The organism is Streptomyces sp. NPDC048650 (genome assembly GCF_043199095.1).
Lineage (GTDB): Bacteria > Actinomycetota > Actinomycetes > Streptomycetales > Streptomycetaceae > Streptomyces.
Genome location: NZ_JBICVM010000003.1, coordinates 316,371 through 340,315, shown reverse-complemented (window position 1 = coordinate 340,315; position 23,945 = coordinate 316,371). Strand labels below are relative to the sequence as shown.

The window sequence follows — 23,945 nt, the reverse complement described above, 5'->3', positions numbered from 1 at the left end:
GCCTGGTGAGGGGGGCATGAGGATGCGCGCGCGAGCCCTGGTGAATCTGCGTGCCGCGCTGGCACCGGTCGCGGCGGGCGTGGGGATCATGGCGGCGGCCGCCGCGGTCCTGGTGCCCGCGCTGGGCGGCGACGCGCTCGGCGGGGTGCTGGAGGGCGGCCGGCCGGCCGTCCACCGCGCCGGGCCGCCGCACGCGGCGTCCGCCGGGACGCGGTGCACGCCGTCCACCGCCGCCCGCAGCCTGCGGCCGTCGGCCGACGACGGGCCGGCGGTGGACCGCATCAAGGCGAAGGGCCAGCTGGTCGTCGGCGTCGACCAGAACACCTACCGCTGGGGCTACCGCGATCCGGGCACCCGCAAGCTGGAGGGCTTCGACATCGATCTGGCGCGGGCCGTCGCCGAGGACATCCTGGGCCCCGGCGCCAAGGTCGTCTTCATGGCCGTGCCGACGAATCAGCGCATTCCGGCGCTGCAGCGGCGCACGGTCGACCTGGTCGTCCGGACGATGACGATCAACTGCGCCCGCAAGGAGAAGGTGGCGTTCTCGACGGCGTACTTCCAGGGCGGGCAGCAGGTGCTGGCGCCCAAGAGGTCGGCGGTGACCGCGTTCGACGATTCGCTGCGCGGCAAGCGGGTGTGCACGGCGGCGGGTTCGACGGGCGAGGCGGAGCTGGCGGCGCGGCCGCACGGCGCCGAGGTGCTGACGGTGCCCAGCCAGCTGGACTGCCTGGTGCGGCTGCAGTTGGGCCGGGCCGACGCCGTGGTCACCGACAACGCGCTGGCCGCCGCGCAGGCGGCCCAGGACCCGACGGTCGAGCTGAAGGGCCGGACGTTCACCGACGAGCCGTACGGCGTGGCGGTGAACGCACACGACACGGATCTGGTGCGGCGGGTCAACAAGGTTCTGGACGACTACCGGGGCGACGGGGGCGCCGACAGCCCCTGGATGCGGTCGTACCGCAAGTGGCTGCGGGCCGATCTGCCGGGGATCACGGGGCCGCCGGCGCCGGAGTACAGCGACTGAGGCGCACCGGCGGCGACACCGGCGCCCGGTGCGGCCGTCGGCGGTCTGCCGCCCACGAAACGGCAGTTGCCGTCACTATGGAGGGAAGGGCGGGGAGCGAGCAGTCCCACCAGCGAGCCAGGCGCGCCGACCGCCGCGCGCCGTACGCGTATTGGAGAGGTGATCGATGGGGGTCCCTGGGCCCTTCCACGGTTCCGCGGACAGGCGTCCCGCCCCGGCTCTGGACCTGGAGGCGGTGGACCGCGCCCTGGCGCGGCTCGGCGCCGAGTACGAGGCGCTAGAGACGTCGCTGCTCGCGCTGCAGGACCATGCCGGCCGCCGGCTGCTGGAGGGTGCCGACCTGTCGGGCACCACCAAGGAGCGCTGGGCCGTCGCCGAGCGGTCCATCGCGGTCCTGTGGTCGCATTTCGATGCCTACACCGCCGCGCTGACGGCGGCGCGTGAGCTGCGGGCCCGCCGCCGGCTGCCGTCCCCGGACGACCTGGTGGAGCTGTCACGGCTGCTGCACGGCGGCGGGCCGACACCGGAGGGCGGGCCGCAGGACGGACCGCCCCGGGCCGGCGGAGCGCTGGGCCCGGCGGAGCTGGTCGACCGGATGAACGCGCTCTATGCGCGCTCGCTCGACGTCATCATCGCCGCCGACGCCGTGTGGTCGGCGCTGCCGGCCCGGATCGACCTGCTCGCGGCCGAGCTCCAGCGGACGCGTTCGCTGGCGCACTCGGTGGGGGTGCGCCCCGGCGAGCACCCGGCGGGCGACGACCTGGAGCGGATCACGGACGAACTGACCCTGCTGCGCAGCCAGGTGATCGCGGACCCGCTGGCGTTCTGGGTGTCGACGTCGACGGGGAGTTCCGCCCCCGGCGGCGGCCGTCCGGACACCGGCCGCTACGACCGTGCGGCACGCGCCCTGGAGGGCGTGCGGCGGGAGATCGAGGCGGTGCTGGGTGTCCGGCAGGACGCGGAGCGACGGCTGATGCGGCTGCGCGACGTGCTCTCGCGGGCCGACCGCACCCTGACCGAGGCGCGGCAGGCCCGCATCGAGGTGCTGGCGAAGATCGCCGGGTCCGATGTGCCGGCGGTCAGCGGCCCGTCGACCGCGCTGCACGAACAGCTGGCGGCGGCCGCGGACCACCGCAGGCGGGCGCAGTGGCACCGGCTCTCCCCCCTGCTGGACAGCCTGGAGGAGCGGGCGGAGGACGAACTCCTGCGGGCCCGGGAGTCGTTGACGGCGGTGACCGCCCCGCTGGCCGTACGCGCCGAGCTGCGCGGGCGGCTGGACGCGTACAAGGCGAAGATCGCCCGGCACGGCATGGCCGGGGACCCGCTGCTGCTGGAGCGGTACGACACGGCCCGCCGGATGCTGTGGAGCGCCCCGTGCGACCTGCGGGCGGCCGAGCAGGCGGTGTGGCGCTATCAGCGGGCGGCGGCCGAGGCGCTGGCGCCGGAGCAGCCGGGCGGCAGGGAGGAGACATGACGGAGGGGGCCGGGGAGGACTGCCAGCGGCCGCGGTGCGGGGGAAGGTACGAGGACGTCGGCGGCGGGGAGCTGTACTGCGCCGTCTGCGGGCTGGCGCCGGTGGTCTCGCCGGGCGGGCTGCTGTCCTCTCCCCCGACGGAGCTGACGGCACGGGTCCCGGATGCGCCGTCGTCCCGCCGCTCCGTCCCGGGCCGGCTCGCGCGGGCGTGGGGCGGGGACGGCGGGACGACGCGGGGCATGCCGGCGCCGGTGCGCAGCGCAGGCAGCGGACCCGGGTCCGGGGCGTCGGACCCCTCGGGGCCGGGGCGCGGGCGGCTGGGAGCGGGGCTGGTGGCGGTGCCGCAGGTGCCGCGACCCGATCCGCACACCGCCGTGCTGGCGGACCCGGAGGTGCCCGAACGGAAGCGGTTCTGCAGCCGCGGCGACTGCGGGGCGCCGGTGGGCCGGACCCGCGGCGGCGAGCCCGGCCGCCCCGAGGGGCTGTGCACCAAGTGCGGCCATCCGTACAGTTTCGTGCCCAAACTGCGGCCCGGCGACCTCGTGCACGGCCAGTACGAGGTGGCGGGCTGCCTGGCGCACGGCGGGCTCGGCTGGATCTACCTGGCCGTCGACCACGCCGTCGCCGACCGGTGGGTGGTGCTCAAGGGCCTGCTGGACACCGGCGACGAGGCGGCGCTGGCGGTCGCGGTGTCCGAGCGGCGGTTCCTGGCGGAGATCGAGCACGCCAACATCGTGCGGATCTACAACTTCGTGGAGCATCTCGACCCCTCGACGGGCAGCCTGGACGGCTACATCGTCATGGAGTACGTCGGCGGCAAATCACTCAAGGACATCGCCAACGAGCGCCGCACGCCCCAGGGCCGGCGCGATCCGCTGCCGGTCGAGCAGGCGTGTGCGTACGGCATCGAGGCGCTGGAGGCACTCGGCGAACTGCACCGCCGCCACCTGCTGTACTGCGACTTCAAGGTCGACAACGCCATCCAGCAGCACGACCGGCTCAAGCTGATCGACATGGGCGCGGTGCGCCGGATGGACGACGACCGGAGCCCGATCTACGGGACGGTCGGCTACCAGGCACCGGAGATGGCCGAGCTCGGCCCGTCGGTGGCCTCCGACCTGTACACCGTCGCCCGCACCCTGGCCGTCCTCACCTTCGACTTCCAGGGGTATACGAACGTCTTCGCCGACTCGCTGCCGGACCCGAACCACATCGAGGTCTTCCGCACCTACGAGTCCTTCTACCGGCTGCTGGTGCGCGCCACGGACCCGGACCGCGCACGGCGTTTCGCGTCCGCGGAGGAGATGGCGGAGCAGCTGACGGGGGTGCTGCGGGAGGTCGTGGCGCTCCAGTGCGGCGAGCAGCGGCCGGCACCCTCACAGCTGTTCGGCCCCGAACTGCGCGTGGTGGACACGGAGTTGACGGCACCCCTGAGTGGCGACAGTTCGCTGCTCGGGGCGCGCCGGGCGGCCCCGCGGCGCGCCGCGCCGCCACCCGGCGCGCTCACGCTGCGCCCGCTGGACCCCGCCGCGGCCGCGCTCGCGCTGCCGGTGGGGCGGGTGGACCCGACCGATCCCGGCGCCGGCTTCCTGGCCGGGGTGACGGCCCTCCCCCCGGCCGAGCTGCTGCCCGCGCTGCGCTCGGCCCCCACCGATTCCCTGGAGATCCGGCTGCGCGAACTGCGTGCCCATCTGGAGACGGGGGACGGCCCGGCGGCGCGGGCACTGCTCGGAGCCGTCGAGGCACAGCCCGGCGTGCGGGGGGACGGCGACCGGCGGGTGGTGTGGCACCACGGGCTGGTCTCGCTGTCCTGCGGGGACCACGAGAGCGCCGCGCTCTCCTTCGACGCCGTCTACGACGCCTTCCCGGGCGAGACGGCGCCGAAGCTGGCGCTGGCCGTCTGCGCGGAGCTGCTGGGGCAGCTGGACACCGCCGCGGAGTACTACCGCATGGTGTGGACGACCGACCAGAGCTATGTCAGCGCCGCGTTCGGGCTGGCCCGGGTGCGACTGGCGGCGGACGACCGCGGCGGGGCGGTCCGGGCACTGGAATCCGTACCGCAGTCGTCCGCGCACTGCACCGCGGCGCGTATCGCGGCGGTCCGGGCCCGGCTGCGGCAGCGCTCGCCGTGCGACGCGCTGCTGGGTGAACTCCGGGACGCCGCCCGGCAGGTCGAGCTGCTGGCGGAATCCGGACTGGACGCCGAACGCCGCGAACAACTGACCACCGAGGTACTGGGCAGCGCCCTGGACTGGGTACTCTCCGGTAGCCACGGTGCCCGGCCGGACGACGGGCGGATCCCGCCCCAACGGCCGCCGCTGCTCGGCAGCGCGCTGGACGAACGCGGCCTGCGGTTGGGGCTGGAGAGGTCGTACCGCCTGCTGGCGCGGCTGGCGCAGCGTGGCGAGGAAAGGATCGAGCTGGTGGAGCGGGCCAACCGCTTCCGCCCCAGGACGTGGGTGTGACATGGGTGTGACTGGGCCGTCCCGCTGCCGGAGCTGCGCGGAGCCGCTCGACGCGGGGGACAAATTCTGCGGGCGGTGTGGCACGGACCTCGTGGCGCCCGCCGCGGCGTACGGCGCGGTGCCGCCGCCGCCCGCGTACGCCCCGACGGTCGGGGTGACGTACGACGGGCCGGCCGGACCGCCGCCGCCGGACCCGACGACGCGGATTCCGGACGAGGACATGGCCGGTGAGGGCCGCGCCGCGGCGGACGGCCCGCCGCCGGGCGGCCCCGCCCGGCCCGTCGATCCGCGCGTCGCCGGCTACGAAGTGGTGGCCGACGCCGCGGCGGGGGCCGCCGGGGCCGCGGAGCGCGTCAAGGAGGCCACGGAGGGCGCCGTCGGCGAGGAGGCGGCCGGCGGCCCCGACACCCTCTCCCTCTGCGGCGCCTGCCATACGGGCGCCGTGGACGCCGACGGGCTCTGTGACCACTGCGGCCACACCCCGCGCGAACGCGACCACATGGAGAGCGAGTCGGCGGGTTGCGCGGCGGTCAGCGACCGCGGGCACCGCCACCACCGCAACGAGGACTTCTTCGCGCTGCGGGCCACGGCCCTGCCGGACGAGTCACCGGCTCTGGTCGCGGTGGTCTGCGACGGCGTCTCCTCGGCGACCCGGCCGGACGAGGCGTCCCGGGCGGCCTGCGAGGCCGCCGGCGAGGCGCTGCTGGCGTCGCTGCCGCGCGGTACGCACCCCCAGCAGGCGATGCACGACGCCATCATGGCGGCCTCTGCGGCGGTCGACGCACTGGCCGCCGACCCGTCCCTGGTGCATGACGAACACCGTCAGCAGAACGCCCCCGCCTGCACGTTCGTCGGCTCGGTGGTCGGCGGCGGGCTGCTGACCATCGGATGGGTCGGCGACAGCCGCGCGTACTGGGTGCCCAACGACCGCACGGCGTCCCCGGCCCGGCTGACCGAGGACGACTCCTGGGCCGCGCAGATGGTCGCGAACAACCTGATGACCGAGGCCGAGGCGAACGCCGACGAGCGGGCACACGCCATCACGGGCTGGCTCGGCGCGGACGCCTACGAGGTCGAGCCGCACACCGTGACGTTCAAACCGGACGGCCCCGGCGTGGTGGTGGTGTGCACGGACGGGCTCTGGAACTACGCCGAATCCGCCGTGCAGTTGGCCGCGGTACTGCCCCCGGACTCGCCCGCCCGGCCCCTGAACGCCGCCCGGACGCTCGTCGGCCACGCCCTCGACGGCGGGGGCCACGACAACGTCACGGTGGCGGTCGTACCGTTCCCCACGCCACCCGAGGGGCCGGGAACGGCCTGACGACCGGGCTCAGCAGACCACACGAAAACGGGGCAACTCAGCCAGCCGGCGCGTGATGCCCGCAAGCCGGACGACCCGGGCACCCTCACGGGGAAACCGGGTCCCCCGGGGCACCCGGGGGGCGCCCCGGGGAATGCGGGCATGGCGAATCTCCTTGCGAAGGTGGTGGGCGTCGCCCACGCGGCGACCGGTACTGTGCGACGAAGGCGAAGGTGGCCGACGCGGACGGGACGACCCCCGCCGCACACTCGGCGAGAACCCTTCGTGTGCAGCAATACCCGAAGAAACAGCACGACTAGTACCGAGTAGTACCACTGGAAGAAAAGGTACGGAGGGGGAAGAACCGACATGCCGACCTGCCCGAACGGACACCAGTCGGTGGCCGAAGACTGGTGCGAGGTGTGCGGCCACAGGATGGCGGGCGCTGTCCCCCCGCCGCCCTCCCTGCCTGCGGGGTTCCTGAACACGCCGCCGCCCGGCCAGCCCGGCCCCCCGCCGCCGCCCCAGCAGCAGGGCCCGCCGCCCGGCGACCCGCACGGCCAGCCCGGCCCGCCGCCCGGCATGCCCGGCCCCGGCAACCAGGGCGGCTACGGCTTCCCCCCGCCCCCGCCCGCGCCCGGCCCCGGTAACCAGGGCGGTTACGGCTTCCCGCCGCCCGCGCCCGGTCCCGACCAGGCCGCACCGCCCGAGCCGTGCCCGCAGTGCGGTACGCCGCGGGAGGCGAACGCGCCGTTCTGCGAGAACTGCCGCTACAACTTCCTGACCCACTCCTCGACCTCCCCGGCGTCCTTCGCCCCGCCGCCCGGCATGCCCGGCCCCGGCGCCCAGGGCGGGCAGGGCGGTTACGGCTTCCCGCCGCCCGCACCACACCAGCAGCCCCCCTTCGACCCGCAACAGCCGCCCCAGCAGCCGAGCCCCTACGAGCCGCAGCAGCAGCCGGCGCCCGCCCCGGGCCCCGGCACCCAGGGCGGCCAGGGCGGATACGGCTTCCCACCGCCCGCACCACACCAGCAACCTCCCTTCGACCCGCAACAGCCGCCCCAGCAGGGCCCGCCGCCCGGCATGCCCGGTCCCGGCGGCTACCCCGGCCAGCCCGGCCCCCCGCCGCCGCAGCAGGGGGACGACTGGACGCTGAACCCGCCGGGCGCGCAGCAGCAGGCCGCGCCGCCGATGGCTCCGCCGTCCCCCGGCCCCGGCCCGCAGGCCCCGTTCGAGCAGCAGCCCCCCGCGCCGTTCCCGCCGCAGCAGCCGGGCCCCTACGAGCCGCAGCAGCAGCCGTTCGAGCAGCAGCAACAGCCCGGCCCGTACGACCCGCAGCAGCAGCACCAGGGCCCGCCGCCCGAGCAGCAGTGGAACGGCGGCCCCGGCCCGGGTCCCGCGGCGCCGCCGCAGGGCCCGCCGCCGGTCGTCGGTGACGGCTGGGTGGTGGCCATCGCCCCGGACCGCGAGTACTTCATGGCGATGATGGGCCGCAGCGGCCCGGAGGCGGCCGGGCTCAACCTGCCCGCGTACTCCCCCGAGCAGGTGCTCCCGCTCGCCGGCGGGCAGATCGCCATCGGCCGCCGCCGCAACAGCACGGGCGAGGCCCCGGATGTCGACCTGGGCCGCGCACCGGAGGACCCGGGCGTCTCGCACCAGCACGCGCTGCTGGTGCAGCAGCAGGACGGCAGCTGGGCGGTGGTGGACCAGAACTCCACCAACGGCACGACGGTCAACCTCGCCGAGGAACCGGTCCAGCCGTACGTCCCGGTGCCCCTGCACGACGGCGACCGGGTGCACGTCGGCGCCTGGACGACGCTGACCGTCCGCCGGGGCTGACCGGGCGGACGGACCACCGCGGGGGCGTGACCGGACGGTCACGCCCCCGCGGTGCGTTCCCGGTCCTACGCCCCAAGTCCTCGGCCGCCACGTCTGACACCATGGACGGGTGAACAAGATTCCGCGCGGCACGCTTCAGGAGCAGACCTTCTACGAACAGGTCGGTGGCGAGAAGACCTTCCGCCGTCTGGTGCACCGCTTCTACCAGGGGGTCGCCGAGGACCCGCTGCTGCGGCCGATGTACCCGGAAGAGGACCTGGGCCCGGCCGAGGAGCGGCTCGCGCTGTTCCTGATGCAGTACTGGGGCGGGCCCCGTACCTACAGCGACGGTCGCGGCCACCCCCGGCTGCGGATGCGGCACGCCCCGTTCACCGTCGACCGGGCCGCGCACGACGCCTGGCTGCGGCACATGCGCGACGCCGTCGACTCCCTCGGCCTCGCCGAGGAGCACGAGACGCAGCTGTGGAACTACCTCACGTACGCCGCCGCCTCGATGATCAACGCAGCGGACTGAGCGCGGACCGACCGCGGTCGGGCGCGGACCACCGACCGGTCGGTGGCGGACCCGGTGGCGAGCAGGGGGAGAAGGCCGGCGGCCCCGTCACACCGGGGTGACGGTGATCCCCGACAGTCCGGTCAGCCCGGCCGGGCCGCCGGTCCGCACGGCGATGGAGCCGTACGCGGTGCTCAGCCGCAGCCAGCCGCCCGCGGCCAGCAGGGTCGGCTGCTGCTCCGACTGCGGGGTGTGCCCACCGGACACGGCGCCGCCCGCGTAGGCCGCCGACCGCGCCGGACGCAGAAAGCCCAGCGACTGGGCGGCGTGCGCGGCGCGCAGCGGAAGATGGGTGTCCCCCAGGGTCCGCGACCAGATCTCCCGCCCGATGCGGTCCCGTTCGGTACGGGTGCGGTGCTGCGGGGGCAACTCCGCGTCGCGGGCCCGGAATTCGGCGACCGCTGCGGCCACCGTCCGCAGCAGCGCCTCGGGCGCGGGCAGACCCGGGACCCGCTGCCAGCCGGCGCGCGGCGGCAGCAGTCCGGCCCACGGTGGTCCGGTGACGGCGGCGGGCACGGTCAGCACGCCCTCCTCCGACGCACCGACGCCTTCGAGGAGTTCACCGGCGGAGACGGTGAGATCCAGGGCGAGGTCCGCGTCGGCGAGCCGGGCGGTGCGGATGGCCAGCACCTCGAAGGACGGCGGGCGGCCGAAGACGGCGAGCACCCCGTCGCGGGCCTGGAGCCGTACCGCGGCCGCGCGGTCGTAGTGGATGAGCCGGGCCAGGAAGGCGGCGAGATCCGCCGCCTCCCCGGCATCGGCCAGACGCAGCGCCGTCATACGGCGGCGGCCTCCTCCTGGTGCGAGGAGTCGTCCAGATACTCCTTCAGGATCGCCTTCTCCTCCGCGGTGATGCGGCGGGGACGCTCCCGCTCGAAGTCGAACGGCACCACAACGGTCGAGGCCCGCAGATAGAGCGTCGTGTCGTCCTTGACCTCGTACGCGATCGTCATCGACGCGGCACTGATCTTCGTCACCCACAGCTCGATGTCCACCGGGGAGTGCCGGTGCACCAACTGCCGCAGATAGTTGAGCTCGTGCCGGGCGACCACCGATCCGCCCGTGAACGACGGGCTGCCGCCCCCTGGCGCCAGCCGCCGCATGAAGTCGATCCGCGCCTCTTCGAGGTAGCGGACGAAGACCGCGTTGTTGACATGGCCGAACGCGTCCATGTCCGACCAGCGCAGGGGGCAGGAGTAGAGGTATCGCACGACGGTCAGCCCCGGGTCAGCTTCTTGTACGTCGCGCGGTGCGGACGGGCCGCGTCCGCACCGAGACGCTCGACCTTGTTCTTCTCGTAGGACTCGAAGTTGCCCTCGAACCAGAACCACTTGGACTCGCCCTCGTACGCCAGGATGTGCGTGGCGACGCGGTCCAGGAACCAGCGGTCGTGGGAGACGACCACGGCGCAACCCGGGAACTCCAGCAGCGCGTTCTCCAGCGAGGACAGGGTCTCGACGTCGAGGTCGTTGGTCGGCTCGTCCAGGAGGAGCAGGTTGCCGCCCTGCTTGAGGGTCAGCGCCAGGTTGAGGCGGTTGCGCTCACCACCGGAGAGCACCCCGGCCGGCTTCTGCTGGTCCGGGCCCTTGAAGCCGAAGGCGGAGACGTACGCCCGCGAGGGCATCTCGACCTGGCCGACGTTGATGTAGTCCAGCTCGTCGGAGACGACGGCCCACAGGGTCTTCTTGGGGTCGATGTTCTCGCGGCTCTGGTCGACGTAGGAGATCTTGACGGTGTCGCCGACCTTGATGTCGCCGGAGTCCGGGGTCTCCAGGCCCTGCAGCATCTTGAACAGCGTGGTCTTGCCGGCGCCGTTCGGGCCGATGACGCCGACGATGCCGTTACGGGGCAGGGTGAAGCTCAGGTCGTCGATGAGGACCTTCTCGCCGAACGCCTTGTTGAGCTTCTCGACCTCGACGACGACACTGCCCAGACGCGGGCCCGGCGGGATCTGGATCTCCTCGAAGTCCAGCTTCCGCATCTTGTCGGCCTCGGCGGCCATTTCCTCGTAACGGGCCAGACGCGACTTGGACTTGGCCTGCCGCCCCTTGGCGTTGGAGCGGACCCACTCCAGCTCTTCCTTCAGACGCTTCGCACGCTTGGCGTCCTTCTGGCCCTCGACCTTGAGGCGGGAGGCCTTCTTGTCGAGGTACGTGGAGTAGTTGCCCTCGTAGGGGTGCAGGCGGCCGCGGTCGACCTCGCAGATCCACTGGGCGACGTGGTCGAGGAAGTACCGGTCGTGGGTGACGGCGACGACGGTGCCGGGGTACTTCGCGAGGTGCTGCTCCAGCCACTGCACGGACTCGGCGTCCAGGTGGTTGGTGGGCTCGTCGAGCAGCAGCAGGTCGGGCGACTCCAGCAGCAGCTTGCAGAGCGCGACGCGGCGGCGCTCACCACCGGAGAGGTTGGTGACCTGCCAGTCGCCGGGCGGGCAGCCCAGCGCGTCCATGGCCTGCTCCAGCTGGGTGTCCAGGTCCCACGCGTTGGCGTGGTCGAGGTCCTCCTGAAGCTTGCCCATCTCCTCCATCAGCGCGTCGGAGTAGTCGGTCGCCATCAGCTCGGCGACCTCGTTGAAGCGGTGCAGCTTGCCCATGATCTCGGCGGCGCCGTCCTGCACGTTCTGCAGCACGGTCTTGGACTCGTCCAGCGGCGGCTCCTGCAGGAGCATGCCGACGGTGTAGCCCGGGGAGAGGAACGCGTCACCGTTCGACGGCTGCTCAAGACCGGCCATGATCTTCAGCACCGTGGACTTACCGGCGCCGTTGGGACCCACGACACCGATCTTCGCGCCCGGCAGGAAGCTCAGCGTCACGTCATCGAGGATGACCTTGTCGCCGTGCGCCTTGCGCGCCTTGCGCATCGTGTAGATGTACTCAGCCAAGAGAAACCGTCCGGCAGTTTTGGATCTATCAGGTCTGTGTGCGGCTCCGCCGCCTGGGCCGTGGTGCGGCGTGGCCGGGCGAGGGCAGATACATCCATCTTGCCGTACAGCCACGCCCAGAAGGAAACGAGTATGCCGACGGCCCCGGAGCGCAGGCACGCTCCGGGGCCGTCTGGTGCTTCGCCGGCTACCGTCCGGTCACCGTGCGACCGGAGGACGGTCGCTCGGCGTCACGGTGCGGTGACCGCCTGCGTCACTGGGCGCCGGCCTTCTTCTTGCGGAGGAAGAACACCGCGCCGCCGCCGACCAGGACCAGGGCCACCGCGACGCCCGCGATCACCGGGGTGGCGCTGCTGGAGCCGGTCTCGGCGAGGTCGGTGCCGTGACCGCCGGTGGTGTCGCCGGCCGGGGCCGGGCTGGGCTTCGAGGAGGGCTTGGTGCCGCCGCTGCCGGCGGTCTTGCAGTCGAGGACCCCGGAGAAGGTCTTCTTGAAGCCGCCCGCACCCTTGATCGTGATCTCGTACGGCTGGTCCTCGGCGACCGGCACGGTCACCGTCTGCGACTTGCCGGGCGCGACTTCGTAGTCCTTGCCGGAGAGCTGGAAGCGGAACGCCTCATCGCCCTTGTTGCTGGCCGTGACGTCGACGCCGCCCTTGGAGCAGTTCTTCTGGGCGGTGATCGCCGGGATGGCGCCCTGCTTCTTCCAGGAGACCGTGGCGGCCGCGGAGACCGTCGACTCGCTGGAGCCGGCCAGGATCTGCGTCTGGCTCTTGGCGTGCTCGCCGATACCGGTGAAGGCACGGCCGACCGGGACCTTGGTGGCGGCCTGGGCGGTCACCGAGGTGCTGCCGTCGGCGGCGCCCTTGGGGACGTCGAAGAACAGCTGGGTGCCGTTGGCGGCACTGGTGACGGGCTTGCCGTCCTTGCCCACGACCTTCACGCCGGCCGGGACGCCGGCGGCCGGGGAGACCGTGACGCTGTCGGCGTTGGTGTGCACGGTCACCGGGCCGAGGCGGCTGCCGGACTTGCCGGAGACGGCCGGCGGGTCCAGCGTCAGCGAGGCCTTGGGCTCGGCGAGGTTCTGCGCGCTCTTCTCGAGGTAGTCGGCGAGCTTCTCGGCCGCCGGGTCGACCGCGTCCACCTTCACGTGGTCGGAGAAGCGCCAGATGGCGACCTGGGTGCCGGCCGCGGCGGTCTTCTCGGTGAGCGCGCCGGAGCCGGCCTTGCCGGCCAGCGCGGCCAGGTCGTTCACCTGCGGGTACGAGTTCTGCAGAATCCAGCGGATCTTGCCCGCGTCCCCGTTGTTGTGCAGGGACGAGGCGCTCCAGGGCACTTCCTGGTACTTCGCCTGCTGCTGGGTGGGGTTGTGGATGTCGATGCAGTAGGTCTGCAGCGTGCCGCCGTTGTCGACCGACATCTCGAAGAGCCCCGCGCCGACGCGCTGGTCCTGCCCGTCGGAGTGCACGACCGCCTGGTCGAAGGTCTTGAGACCGCCCAGCGTCGCGGTGGCACCGCCCTGAGCGGGGGGTGCGTCATCCGCCGCGGCGGTGCCCGCGGTGGCTATCGCGCCCGCCGCGAACAGGCCGGAGGCCACGACCGCGGCGGCAAGACGGGCTGCGCCCCGCCTTTTCATCGAAAGCATGAAATTCCCCTCTGGGCGAGGCGGTCGTATGGAGGAGGGTGCCTCGCCGGAAAGATCCAAAGGACTCAACAGCCGAAATCGTCAGCCCCCGTGAGTACTCGTCGGATCCTATGGAGCAGGCGCATCACGGTCCCCACTAATGGCATCCCATAAGCGATCCGAATCGAAATCGTTACCGACACCACGCACCCCGACCTTGCATTATCGACAAATCCCCGGGACTTATCCGGGCACTGGGGGGCAAGTAAGGGCGCGGAGGGCACCGGCACCCCGTCTCGTACGAAGGCACTGACGCTTTCTCAGCCGGGCCGCTCCCGGGTCGCGTTGGCGTCCTCGGCGGCCGGGACGCCGTCCGGGCCCCCGTCCGGCGCCCCGCGCTGCGGTGGCGCCGGCTCCGTACGCACCCGCGTGACCCGGCGGAACGCAGCGGTGCCCCGGGCCAGATCGTGGCCGATCGCCACGGCGTCGACCTCCGCCGACAGCCAGCGCTGTCCACCCCGGTCGGGCGGCTGCTCCCCGGCTCGTACGCGCAGCCTGCCCTGGACCACCAGGGGTTCGCCGACCGCGACGGACGCGGCGACGTTGTCCGCGAGGCCGCGCCAGGACCGGACCGTATAGAAACTCGTCTCCCCGTCGGTCCAGCATTCCCGCGACCGGTCGTATCGCCGGACCGTCGTGGCCAGTCGGAACCGCGCCACCGGCACCCCCGCCGCCGTCAGCCGGTGCTCCACCGCCGTCGCGGCATTCCCCACCAGCGTCACCATCGTGTCGTTCACCGGACCCGCCTCCCCGCTCCCCGCCCCGCTGCTCCGCGCGCCGTTCGGCGCGTGGATTCCATGCTGCACGGAATCGAAGGGAGCCGCCGGGGGCTGTGGACGGGTGACCGGGCTGTGGACAACCCGGCCACCCGGCAGGGGGAATGGGCTACGCGCCCGACGCCACCGCGTACTGCTCCCGCACCTCGCGATAGCGCAACAGCTCCGCCGCCACCGGCTCCAGGACCCGGGCGCGGCCGCACCCGGCCGCCGCGTTCCGCAACCGCCGCTCGGCCTCCTGCCCGTACCGCCGGGCCGGGCCGCGGGCAGCCGCCCGGCACAGCCACGCCAACACCGGGCAGCCCAGCGACCCGGTCACCGCGGGCAGCAGCGCCGAGAACCACGCCGCCGGGTCGACCACACCGGTCACCACGCCCAGCAGCGACAGCAGACCCACGACCTGTAGAACGAACAGCAGCCCCTGCAGCGCGGCGGCCACCGTCCACCACCGCGGCCGCCCGGCCGGCCCGCCGCGAAGGGACTGCTCCGTGTCGGCCGTCACCTTGTCCAGGGCCTCCGGCAGGCCCTGCGCGCCCCGGGCCGCCGCTTCGCGCACCGCCAGGGCCCAGGGCGCCGGCAGCCCGTGCGCCGCCTCGCCCGCCACGGCCCGTACCGCCTGCTCCACCACCGGCCGCGCCGCCGCACGGCCGTCCGCCGGCCGCGTCCCGGCCGCGCCGGCGGTCCCCGGCTGCCGCGGCCCGGCCACCGCAGGGGAGGCATGGGCGGTGGTGGCCGACCGCTCCCTCTCCGCCGTCCGCCGCCGCATGCGGAGCCGGGACCAGGGCGAGCCGCAGGCCCGCTCGGCATGCCGCAGCCAGTCGCGCTCCACCGCGCACCCGGTGGCGACCGCGCCCACCGCGTCGGCCAGCCTGTCCTCGAACTCCGCGCGGGCCCGCTCCGTCAGCGCGACCCGGGCCCGAGCGACGTAGACCGGGCGCAGCCGCTCCGCCGCCGCGTCCACATCCGCCGCCAACCGGCGGTCCGCCGCGCCCCGCTCCGCCACGAACTGGCCCAGCGCGTCCCGCAGTTCCGCGACGCCGCTGCCGGTCGCGGCGGACAGGGCGAGCACCGCGGCCCCGGGCTCACCGTGCTCGCCCAGCGCCAGCCCGTCCTCGTCCAGCAGCCGCCGCAGATCGTCCACCACCTGGTCCGCGGCGTCGCCGGGCAGCCGGTCCACCTGGTTGAGCACGACGAACATGACCTCGGCGTAGCCCGCCAGGGGCCGCAGATACCGCTCGTGCAGGACGGCGTCCGCGTACTTCTCCGGGTCCACCACCCAGATCACCGCGTCCACCAGCTCCAGCATCCGGTCCACCTGGGCGCGGTTCTCGGTGTCCGAGGAGTCGTGATCGGGCAGGTCGAGAAGGATCAGCCCGCTCAGCTCGGGGGTGCAGTCCAGCGCGAGGTGCCGCCGCCAGTGCGGCACCCCCAACCGGTCCAGCAGCCCGTCGGCGCCCACCGGGCCGCCCGGCCAGATGCAGGCCACCGCCTCGGAGGTCGTCGGCCGCCGCGCCCCGACCTGCGAACGGCCGGCTCCCACCAGCGCGTTGAACAGCGACGACTTCCCGCTCCCGGTGGCTCCCGCGAGGGCGACCACGGTGTGCTCACCCGAGAGCCGGTAGCGCTCCCCCGCCGCGTCGAGCACCCGCCCCGCCTCGGCGAGCGTCTCCCCGTCCAGCCGGGCCCGCGACAACGCGATCAGCTCGCGCAGGGCGTCCAGCCGGGACCGCAGCTCGGCGGTCCGGGCCCCACGGGCGCCCTCCGGCGCCCGCCCGAACGGCTCCCGGTACGCGCGTGCACCGGAGGAAGCGCCGTAGGCATCGCCGTAGGCCCCGTTGGACGCCCCGTTGTACGCCCTGTTGGACGCCCTGTTGGACGCACCCCCGTACGCGCCGCCGTCCATGCCGTGCGCACCGCGGGGCGCGCCGCCGTCCATGCCGTACGCGCCGCGGGACGCGCCGCCGTCCATGCCGTACGCACCGCGGGGCGCGCCGTAGTCCAGGCCGCCCACCGGTTCGCCGGCCTCTCCGGGGGGCGGCGAACCCTCCGCCGAGCCGTCGCCCACCGGAGCCGCATCACCTCCCGCGTCCCGCGCGGCGTCCGCCACCGACAACGCCTCGGCGTGCCGCTCGGCCGCGGAACTGCCGCGCGGCGCGAACACCCGCCGCCGCTCCCCCGCGTCCGCACCGTCCGCCGCCCGCACCCGGCGCGCGATCAGTCCGTCGTCCCACGCGCCGCGGGCGCCGTCGCCCCCGTCCTGCGCTTCTCCCGGTGCGTGGCCGCCCGCGCACGCACCCTGCGCACCGTCGCCGCCCGGCCCGTCGTCCGGTGCGCCGCCGGCGCCCGTCCCGCCCACGGCCGGCTCCATGGCATCCACCCCGCCGCCCTCCGCACCCACCACGCCCACCTCGGTCTCACCGCTCACCCGGACACCACCCTCTCCACCGCCCGCGCCTGCTCCGCCCCGCCTTCCTCCTCGCCCTCCTGCCGCGTGTCGCTCCGGTGCTCGTCCCGTGCCTCGTTCTGTTTCTCCCGCTGCAACACGGACAACGCGGCGATCAGGTCGGCCTGTTGACCGGGCGGCACGGCCACCCGGTCCAGGGGGGCCAGCCGCCGCTCCCGCTCGCTGTCCAGGGCCCGCCCCAGGTACGTCGCCAGCAGCAGCTTGCCCCTGTCGCACAGCCGCAGCGCGGCCTGCGCACCCAGCAGTTCGGCGAGGTTCTCGCCCGCCGTGCGGGCCCGCCGCCCGCCCAGCAGCGCCGTGGCCAGCAGCGCGGCGGCCTCCTCCGGTGCCGTGGCGGCCAGGCGTTCACCGCCCGGCCCGCCCCGTGCCTCGCCGCTCTCCTCCTCGGCCAGTTCCTCCAGGCACCGCCGCCAGCGCCGCACGAGCACCCCGAGCCGCTCGCCGGCTCCCGCGGCCCCGGCGGCCGCCGACGCCGCGACCTCCGCCGCCGCCGGATCCCGCCGCCACGCCTCCGCGGCCCGCTCGTCGGCCTCCTCCACGGCACAGGCCAGCAGCGCGGTCAGCCCGTGCGTCAGCGCGTCCAGCAACTCCCCGGGCCGCCCGCCGAGCCCGTGGTCGTGCCAGTGCGCACGGGCGTCACCGGCCAGCACTTCGCCGGCCGCGACCTCCCGCCGTACCCGCTCCGCGGCCTGCTCGTACGCCTCCTCGACCCGGCCGGTCAGACACAGCGCGGCGGCGTGCTGGGCGGCGGCCGCCGCCGCCAACGCGGGCAGCCGACTGCGCAGCGAGGCGATGACGCCGGAGGCGGTACGGTCCGCGGCGGCGCTGCGGGCGACCGGGTCCTGGGCGTGCCGCTCCAGCCAGTCGCGCAGGGCGGCAACCGCCGTGGCGGGCAGCAGACCGCTCCCACCACCGGCCGATTCGGGCAACTCGGGAATGGTGAAGCGGGGGACGTGCCCGAGGCCGGCGTGCTGGAGGAGTTCGGCGTACCGGGCGGAGATGTCGGTGACGATCTGATGCGGCACCCGGTCCAGGACCGTCACCAGGGTGACGTCGTACTCCTTGGCCGTCCGCAGCAGATGCCACGGCACCGCGTCCGCGTACCGGGCGGCCGTGGTGACCAGGACCCAGACGTCCGCGGCGCAGATCAGCTCCGCGGCCAGCTCCCGGTTGCCGGCGACCAGCGAATCGATGTCCGGGGCATCCAGCAGCGCCAGCCCGCTGGGCAGTGCGGCGTCCGTCTCGATCCGCACGGTGGGCAGCCCCGAGTCGGCGCCGCCCCCGTACAGGCCGCCCGCTCCGGCCGCCTCTGCCTCGTAGTCGTATTCCGCCTCTCCCGGGGACCGTTGGGACGCCCCCTCGCCGTACCCGCCGTCGTCCTGCTCGGGCACCCACACCCGGGTCAGCTGCGGCAGCACCCGCTGCCCGGCGAACCAGCGGTGATCGTCGGGATGGCACACCAGCACCGGCGTACGCGTCGTCGGCCGCAGCACCCCCGCTTCCGAGACCCGCCGCCCGACCAGCGAATTGACCAACGTGGACTTGCCCGCCCCGGTGGACCCGCCGATGACGGCGAGCAGCGGGGCCTGCGGCGCACGCAGCCGTGGGATCACATAGTCGTCGAGCTGAGCGAGCAGTTCGGCCCGGTTCCGCCGGGCCCTGGGGGCGCCCCGCAGCGGTAGCGGAAAGCGTGCGGCGTCGACGCGGTCGCGTAGTACGGACAGTGCTTCGATGAGCCGGGGTCGTACGTCCAAGGTCGCCACATGTGCAGAATGCCCAATTTCGTTGGCTTTTTGAAGCGTATAACCCTGTGTGTGCCCCGTAAGAACCCGTACAGAACGGGATGAGTGACCCATGAGACGATCGGGACAACTGAGACGCAGGCATAACGAGTGCACAACATGCGAAGCGCGAGACGTCAAAAGCGATGCAGGATTCGTACCTGCCTGCGATTATCGGGATCGCTTCACCGAACCTCCACAACGTGCCACGGAGGTGAAGCAACAGGTGCGAGGCACCCGGGCCCCTATCCTTGTCCGCGGCCCGTGATCCACGTCCACCATCCGGCCCCCGTAGCTCAGTGGATAGAGCAGGTGCCTTCTAAGCACTTGGCCGCAGGTTCGAGTCCTGCCGGGGGCGCTCTTCAAGACCCTTCCTACGGGGAGGGTCTTTTTGCTGGTCAGAGCCCATTTCCAGTGAGGTGCGCAGGGGTCGGACGCGCCCCTCGACGGGGGTGGGGCACGTCCGACGGTGTCCGGCTGAAACCGAGTTTCTGCGGGTGGCTGCGGAGAATACGCGGAGAAGTTTTCAGGCCCCCGAGACTGCCGGATCCGGCAGCTCCCCCGCCTCCTCGATCCTGTGCTTCAGGTCGTCGAGCTGCCCGTCGATGCATCGGGCGTACGTGGCCAGCAGCACGGGGACACTGTTGCCCGCCCACTCGGCCACGGTCGCGGCCGGAACGCCGGCGTTGAGCCAGTTGGTCAGGCAGGTGTGCCGGAGGTCATACACACGACGACCGAGGGGCGTTCCGAATTCGTAAGCGGTGAGTACTTCCTTCCGGGCCCGCCGCCACGCTCGCCTGATCACGGACCCGGCCAGGTCTCCCCCTTTCTCTCCCTGCATCAGCAGATCGCCGGGCTTCAGCCCTTCCTTCTCGATATGGGCACGGAGGATCCGCGTCAACCCGGGGCGGCAGGGCACCGTACGGGTGTCATCGGCGGCCCGCCCCTTGAGACCGCGCTCTTCGCGTACCTCCCCGGTGTTCGTCCACTGCTTGCCGACCTCGGGGTGGGCGGTGTGGAGCAGCAACTCGCCCCATTGGTCGTCGGCGTCCGCGTCGGGCAGTCGTACGTCCCCGACATCGATCGCCACGACCTCCTCGGGCCGGGCGGCGGCGTAGTACATCGTGGCGAAGAAGGTGTGTAGCCGCTGGCCTCCCCTCGGCCGCGCATAGACCCAGCCGAGCAACTTTGAGGCCTGCTCCTTGTTGAGCAGTGACCGCTTGTCGACAGCGGAGGAGGTCTTAGCCACGGTGGCGCCCTTGCCCTTCGGGAGCGGGTTCTCCTTGAGCACCTTCTTCTTGATGGCGTACTCGAAGAGGACGTTCAAGACGCGCTTGGCCCGTCGGGCCGAACTGGCAGCCACGGGCGTGCCGTCCAGCTTGGTCCCGGCCGCGCGCAAGGCCGTCTCCACGGTGTTCTCGTCCTCCCACGCAGCCATGGCGGGCGAGTTCCGCTGCACCCAGCGCAGGATCACGGCAACCTCCGGCGGGGCCTTGTCCCGCCGGAGGGTGTTGAAGGCGTACTCACGGAGAGCCCGGCGCACGTCGACCCCCTTGAACGCTGTCGGGTGGGACCGAAGCAGGGCGATGGTGACGGGCGTGAGCGCCTTCGCCACGATCTTCCGGTTGTTCCCGGAAGTCCGCTCCCAGAGCTGGTCAACGAACTGGATCGCGAAGTCGTACCAAGTCACGCCAGCCGCGCGGGACAGGTGCGAAACCGGCAGCCCGGTAGACAGGTTGAACGCCTCCCCCTTCCTTGCAGCGGATACCAGTCCCGCCCGGAAGGAGTCCGCGAGGGCGACGGTGCCGAATGGCTTCCGCCACTCCGTGCCCTCCAGCTCCCAACGGACCGTGTACGTGGTCTTCCTCTTCCCCTCGTACACGGAGGTCTTCCAGAACTTCACGTCATACGTCGTGTCCATCAAGCAGCGTCCTCGTGCTCGTTCAGCCAGATCTCAAGGTCGACCCGGCGCACGCGGATGCCGCCGTTCGGCAGCTTGATGCAGCGGGGAGCCCGCTGCTTCTGGCGCCAGTCATAGAAGGTGGAGCGGGTGATGCCGAGCTCCACGCACAGCTCGGGGACGGTGAGCATGGCGCGAGTCTTGGGAATGCTGGCCATCAAGTTCCCCTCCTTGGGGGCGAAAAGTGCGGCTTGGGCATGCGGGTGACGACAGCGCCAGTCGCCACATCCGCTTTGTGTGGGTCTGGTTGTGGACAGAGGGCTCGCCGGCGCACTGGCCTGCGCCTGTCCGAGGGGCGGGATTCTGCGTCACCGCGTCATCTGCGTCATTCGTGTTCCTGACCTGCGGATTAGTGGTGACGCAGTAGGTTTGGGGTGCGTCACCTGGTGACGCTGACTTTCGTCACCGGTGACGCGGGTGACGCGGGGTGACGCGACCGCAGCCGTCCTGCGTCACCTCTGTCGTGGCAGGTCAAGGGCTGGTTCCGCCCCTGGGGTGACGCGGGTGACGCAGCGTCCCTTCTCTTAGGAAAAGAGAAGGGTGTGGGTGTCTGTTGTGGTGAGCCTCAAAGCATGAAGAAGGAGCCGCTTCGCGGCGCGACCATCGGGCGGCGGCGCGGCCGCCGAACAGCAAGAAGAGCACCCCGCGCGCGGTGCGGGCCGGTGCTCTTCTTGCTTGTCCCCGCTGTGGCTGCGCCAGTCAGAGCATCGACGCCTGCTGATGTGGCGGCGGGGCCGGGCGTCGGGTCATCTCGATGTAGCGCCCCTCTTTGGTGCGGCCCCAGTCGATCAGGACGCCCCGAGCGGCGAGAGTCGGCTGAAGACGCTTGAGGCGGTCGGAGAGGACCTTGCCTGTGGTGGGCCAGCCCTTGGGCAGGGGACGGCAGTCGTCCCCTCCGTACAGGCCCGTGAGGCAGTGCAACCACTCGGAGGACGTCATCCGCATCGGAGCGCCTGCAGTGAGACCGGCGGCATGCTGCAGCACGGTCTGCGCAAGGAGATCGCCTTCAATCACGTCGTCGTTGAGGTCATCCAGGCTGACCCGGTAGGCGTTGAGAGCTCCCAGGCCGGTCGCCGCGTCGAGCTGCGCGCACAGGTGCGCGAAGTCGGCCATCCGGAGATCCGTGGGGATGTCTGCCTCAGCCGCACGGACCTTGACGGTGAGGTCGAGGAGAGACCCGAGGATCACGGGCAGCGCCTCTTCGAAGTCGCGCCACAGTTCAGCCTCGGTCCGGCGGACACCAGGGCGCTCCAGGCGGAGCGGGAGGAGGCGTTCAGCGAGGTCGGGGCGGATGACGCCCACGTCGATGCCGGTCAGCAGCAGGGGGCGGCGGTAGCGGGCGCGGACCACGTCGCCGTCGGTGTACAGGGCGCGCTTGATGGTCTCGGCCCCGGTGACGATGCAGCACATGAGGTCCGACAGGTCCGGCGCCAGGTGGGACAGGTTGTCCAAGGCGGTGACCCAACCGGCCGCCACAGCCGCGATCAGGTTCTCCTCATCCTTCGGAGCGCGCCGCAGATCACCACTCATGCCCTCGATGATCCGCACGAGCATCCGCCCTCCGGTGGACTTGCCTGCACCCTGAGGGCCCGTGAGGAAAGGGGCGGGGACGGGCACGGACGGCCCGAGGCAGCCGATCAGCCAGGCGAGGGCCAGGCATTCAGTCTCGGCATTGGCGAAGTTGCACAGCCTCAGCAGCAGATCGATGCCCTTGCCGTCGGTGTCCTTGGCCGGCAGGGGAAGTTCCCCGGTGAGCTGGGTGCGTCGCCAGCAGACTTCCTGCGGGTCGGGGGTGCAGATGTCCCAGCCGGTGGGGTGGATACGTACGGACTGCCCGTCACTGCGCCCCAGGTCGAGCCACGTGGCTCCGTCGAATCCGGGGGCGACTCGGATGTGGACGGGCTGTACATCCTGGGTCATCGCGAGTGCTTCGATCAAGTCCAGCGCCTCCTTGAGGGCGGTTCCGTTGAACACGCCGTAGCCGTCGTTGAAGAGGCCGATCATGAGTTCCTGCCGGTGGCTGCCCGAGGTGCCCTGTGAGCGGATCGGACGCGCCACAGGGTGGCCGTTCTGCTGGGCGAACACGGTTCCGTCAGCGGTGCGGAAGTACCGGAAGTGCGCTTGCGCGTAGTCGGTGATGACCTCGCGGGCCGGAGTCTTCTCGTCGTCGGACATGGCTACAGCCCCAACCGCGTACGGGCGTTGGCCCACGCGTCGGTGCAGTGCCGCGGCGACTCGCCCTTGGCCTGAGCAGCGGTGAACAGCCGCGAGATGTGCACGTCCGTGAGGCAGCCGCACCGACCATGAGCGGACAGCACGGCGAGGAACGTCCGGTACACGGTGGCGTGGACCGCGCTGCTGGCCTCGGTGATGCGCTGCTCCGCCATGGCAATGCCACGGTCCAGGTAGGCGGGCGAGCGATGACAGCACGCCCCGCCCCCGGCGAGCGCGGGCACGGTGATGGCAAGCCGCCCAGGCTGCACCGGGGAGGGCTCCTTCACTACCAGCGCACGCACGACGCCGGGCAGATCAGTCATGGTGCCGGTTCCGGGACCGATCCAGCGGGCGTATGACATAAGCGACTTGATGTCGACGCCGGGCCGCACAGCGTTCGCGGACTGCATCGCACCCCGGTAGATCCAGTGCTCACCGCGCGTTGTTGGCACAGTGCGGGTGGCGGGGAGCGTGGAGCGGGCCCAGGTGACAGCGTCGATGTTGTCGAGGTCCACGACGGTCAGCCCGGCCCCGCCGGGGTGGTAGGCGACGGCAGCGGCCTGCCGCCAGGCGGGGGCCCAGGCCGGGGAGGTGAGGACGGCGGGGTCCGTGATGGCGGCGGCCCATCCGTGGCACGGCTGCGGGCAGCGGCAGGATCCAGCGGCCTTCATGTGCGGGCGGTCGCCGCAAGCACCTTTCTCGCAGGCCGGGCAGTTGCCGAAGGGGCGTTTCCCTCCGCTCAGGGGCAACGCCGGCACGTCGGCCGCCGCGAGGTCCAACGCGGTTCGCAGATGCTCGGCCCGGTGGTGTCGCCGGATGTCGGTCGGTTGGGTCATGCTGGATGTCTCCTCTTCATGCTGGAGCTGGAGACCAGGGCGGGCCGCCTCACGCCAATGACTGCGGCCCGCCCTAGCCGTTGCTACTCGCAGTTGCAGTCGGGGCGTTCGCTGGAGCCGTCGGCCCCGCAGCCGCAGCAGTGCGGATAGGACTCGGTGGCGTCCTCGGCGCCGCACTCACAGCAGTCGGTGAAGTCGTCGTCCTCGTACACGGGTTCTCCTAGCGGTGGTTGATGGTGCCGCTCGCGCGGCCGAACCATCCGGTCGCGGTGATGTTCTGAGTGATCTGTGCAGGGGCGGGGCGGCGGCAGCGCTGGATCAGGGCTGCTGCCGCGGCGCCGCCGGTCGCGATGAGGGCGACGGCGGCCCACAGGGCGTGGCTTATGGCGATCAGTCCTGGTGTGGCGTAGGAGAGGCCGACTCCGGCGGCGCCGATGCCGAAGCCGGTGGTGGGCACGAGCAGGGCGGTGGTCTTGGCCCAGGCCGGGACCGGCTGGGCGGCCGGAGCCGCGGTCATGGGCGGCGGGGTGGGTTGGGTGTAGGCGAGGGTGTGGATGCCGTTGGGGAGGGTGACCATCTCGACGCCGGGCGGGATCTCGTGGAGTGGCATCGGTGGTGTGGGGCGGTGCTGGAGGTGGGCGGGTGCCTGGTGGGTTTCGGCGGTGGTGATCGTGTACGTGGGCCGGGGGTCCACAAG

At 72.7% G+C, this 23,945-nt stretch carries 20 protein-coding genes and 1 tRNA gene; 8 read left to right on the top strand and 13 right to left on the bottom strand.

From position 1 onward, the window contains the following. The first annotated feature begins 22 nt into the window (after window positions 1-22). The 7 genes from ACGFML_RS10840 (at window position 23) to ACGFML_RS10810 (ending at window position 8,616) form a co-directional block, all read left to right on the top strand. The gene (locus ACGFML_RS10840) at window positions 23-1,024 is read left to right on the top strand and encodes a glutamate ABC transporter substrate-binding protein (protein ID WP_393542217.1); all 1,002 of its coding nucleotides are present in this window, start codon (window positions 23-25) and stop codon (window positions 1,022-1,024) included. Window positions 1,025-1,190: 166 nt separating this feature from the next. Next, window positions 1,191-2,498: a hypothetical protein gene (locus ACGFML_RS10835; protein ID WP_393542215.1), complete on the top strand. Its 1,308-nt coding sequence runs from the start codon at window positions 1,191-1,193 to the stop codon at window positions 2,496-2,498. Beyond that, window positions 2,495-4,963 carry a tetratricopeptide repeat protein gene (locus ACGFML_RS10830; protein WP_393542213.1) on the top strand — a complete coding sequence of 823 codons (2,469 nt, stop codon included), beginning with the start codon at window positions 2,495-2,497 and terminating at the stop codon, window positions 4,961-4,963. Before ACGFML_RS10835 ends, ACGFML_RS10830 begins: the two co-directional genes overlap by 4 nt. Before the next feature lies 1 nt (window position 4,964). After that, complete coding sequence (locus ACGFML_RS10825; protein WP_393542211.1) at window positions 4,965-6,284, top strand: PP2C family protein-serine/threonine phosphatase; 1,320 nt, start codon at window positions 4,965-4,967, stop codon at window positions 6,282-6,284. Between the two features lie 141 nt (window positions 6,285-6,425). Further along, entirely contained in the window at window positions 6,426-6,593 is a 168-nt protein-coding gene (locus ACGFML_RS10820) for a hypothetical protein (RefSeq protein ID WP_393542209.1), read from the top strand. Window positions 6,594-6,632: 39 nt separating this feature from the next. Beyond that, window positions 6,633-8,102 (top strand): FHA domain-containing protein, encoded by a 1,470-nt coding sequence (locus ACGFML_RS10815; RefSeq protein ID WP_393542207.1) that lies wholly within the window; start codon window positions 6,633-6,635, stop codon window positions 8,100-8,102. 109 nt (window positions 8,103-8,211) lie between these two features. Beyond that, window positions 8,212-8,616 carry a globin gene (locus tag ACGFML_RS10810; protein WP_393542206.1) on the top strand — a complete coding sequence of 135 codons (405 nt, stop codon included), beginning with the start codon at window positions 8,212-8,214 and terminating at the stop codon, window positions 8,614-8,616. Window positions 8,617-8,703: 87 nt separating this feature from the next. Here ACGFML_RS10810 and ACGFML_RS10805 read toward each other — a convergent pair whose 3' ends face one another. The 7 genes from ACGFML_RS10805 to ACGFML_RS10775 form a co-directional block, all read right to left on the bottom strand. Continuing rightward, window positions 8,704-9,435: a hypothetical protein gene (locus ACGFML_RS10805; protein WP_393542204.1), complete on the bottom strand. Its 732-nt coding sequence runs from the start codon at window positions 9,433-9,435 to the stop codon at window positions 8,704-8,706. Continuing rightward, a complete protein-coding gene (locus ACGFML_RS10800; RefSeq protein ID WP_393542202.1) occupies window positions 9,432-9,866 on the bottom strand; it encodes an acyl-CoA thioesterase in 435 nt (144 codons plus the stop codon). Before ACGFML_RS10800 ends, ACGFML_RS10805 begins: the two co-directional genes overlap by 4 nt. 5 nt (window positions 9,867-9,871) lie before the next feature. Further along, window positions 9,872-11,536 carry an energy-dependent translational throttle protein EttA gene (ettA, locus tag ACGFML_RS10795; RefSeq protein ID WP_393542200.1) on the bottom strand — a complete coding sequence of 555 codons (1,665 nt, stop codon included), beginning with the start codon at window positions 11,534-11,536 and terminating at the stop codon, window positions 9,872-9,874. A gap of 253 nt (window positions 11,537-11,789) precedes the next feature. Then, on the bottom strand, window positions 11,790-13,178 hold the full coding sequence (locus ACGFML_RS10790) for an LAETG motif-containing sortase-dependent surface protein (protein WP_393542198.1): 1,389 nt from the start codon (window positions 13,176-13,178) through the stop codon (window positions 11,790-11,792). Between the two features lie 299 nt (window positions 13,179-13,477). After that, window positions 13,478-13,954 (bottom strand): single-stranded DNA-binding protein, encoded by a 477-nt coding sequence (locus tag ACGFML_RS10785; protein ID WP_393542196.1) that lies wholly within the window; start codon window positions 13,952-13,954, stop codon window positions 13,478-13,480. Window positions 13,955-14,102: 148 nt separating this feature from the next. Next, on the bottom strand, window positions 14,103-16,418 hold the full coding sequence (locus ACGFML_RS10780; RefSeq protein WP_393542194.1) for a GTPase: 2,316 nt from the start codon (window positions 16,416-16,418) through the stop codon (window positions 14,103-14,105). Further along, window positions 16,415-18,211, bottom strand: a complete 1,797-nt coding sequence (locus tag ACGFML_RS10775) for a dynamin family protein (protein WP_393542725.1) — start codon at window positions 18,209-18,211, stop codon at window positions 16,415-16,417. The genes ACGFML_RS10780 and ACGFML_RS10775 overlap by 4 nt, the downstream gene beginning before the upstream one ends. Before the next feature lie 312 nt (window positions 18,212-18,523). Here ACGFML_RS10775 and ACGFML_RS10770 point away from each other — a divergent pair. Further along, window positions 18,524-18,596, top strand: a tRNA-Arg gene (locus tag ACGFML_RS10770). A 168-nt stretch (window positions 18,597-18,764) separates the two neighbouring features. Here the strand turns inward: ACGFML_RS10770 and ACGFML_RS10765 are convergent. The 6 genes from ACGFML_RS10765 to ACGFML_RS10740 all read right to left on the bottom strand — a co-directional run bounded on the left by ACGFML_RS10765 (window position 18,765) and on the right by ACGFML_RS10740 (window position 23,942). Continuing rightward, the gene (locus ACGFML_RS10765; RefSeq protein WP_393542192.1) at window positions 18,765-20,159 is read right to left on the bottom strand and encodes a tyrosine-type recombinase/integrase; all 1,395 of its coding nucleotides are present in this window, start codon (window positions 20,157-20,159) and stop codon (window positions 18,765-18,767) included. Further along, window positions 20,159-20,356 (bottom strand): helix-turn-helix transcriptional regulator, encoded by a 198-nt coding sequence (locus ACGFML_RS10760; protein WP_393542190.1) that lies wholly within the window; start codon window positions 20,354-20,356, stop codon window positions 20,159-20,161. The genes ACGFML_RS10765 and ACGFML_RS10760 overlap by 1 nt, the downstream gene beginning before the upstream one ends. A 541-nt stretch (window positions 20,357-20,897) precedes the next feature. Further along, the gene (locus tag ACGFML_RS10755; protein ID WP_393542188.1) at window positions 20,898-22,373 is read right to left on the bottom strand and encodes an ATP-binding protein; all 1,476 of its coding nucleotides are present in this window, start codon (window positions 22,371-22,373) and stop codon (window positions 20,898-20,900) included. Window positions 22,374-22,375: 2 nt separating this feature from the next. Next, complete coding sequence (locus ACGFML_RS10750) at window positions 22,376-23,248, bottom strand: DNA primase (RefSeq protein ID WP_393542187.1); 873 nt, start codon at window positions 23,246-23,248, stop codon at window positions 22,376-22,378. Between the two features lie 83 nt (window positions 23,249-23,331). Beyond that, the gene (locus tag ACGFML_RS10745; RefSeq protein ID WP_393542185.1) at window positions 23,332-23,460 is read right to left on the bottom strand and encodes a hypothetical protein; all 129 of its coding nucleotides are present in this window, start codon (window positions 23,458-23,460) and stop codon (window positions 23,332-23,334) included. Between the two features lie 8 nt (window positions 23,461-23,468). Next, entirely contained in the window at window positions 23,469-23,942 is a 474-nt protein-coding gene (locus tag ACGFML_RS10740) for a hypothetical protein (protein WP_393542183.1), read from the bottom strand. Window positions 23,943-23,945: the final 3 nt, after the last annotated feature.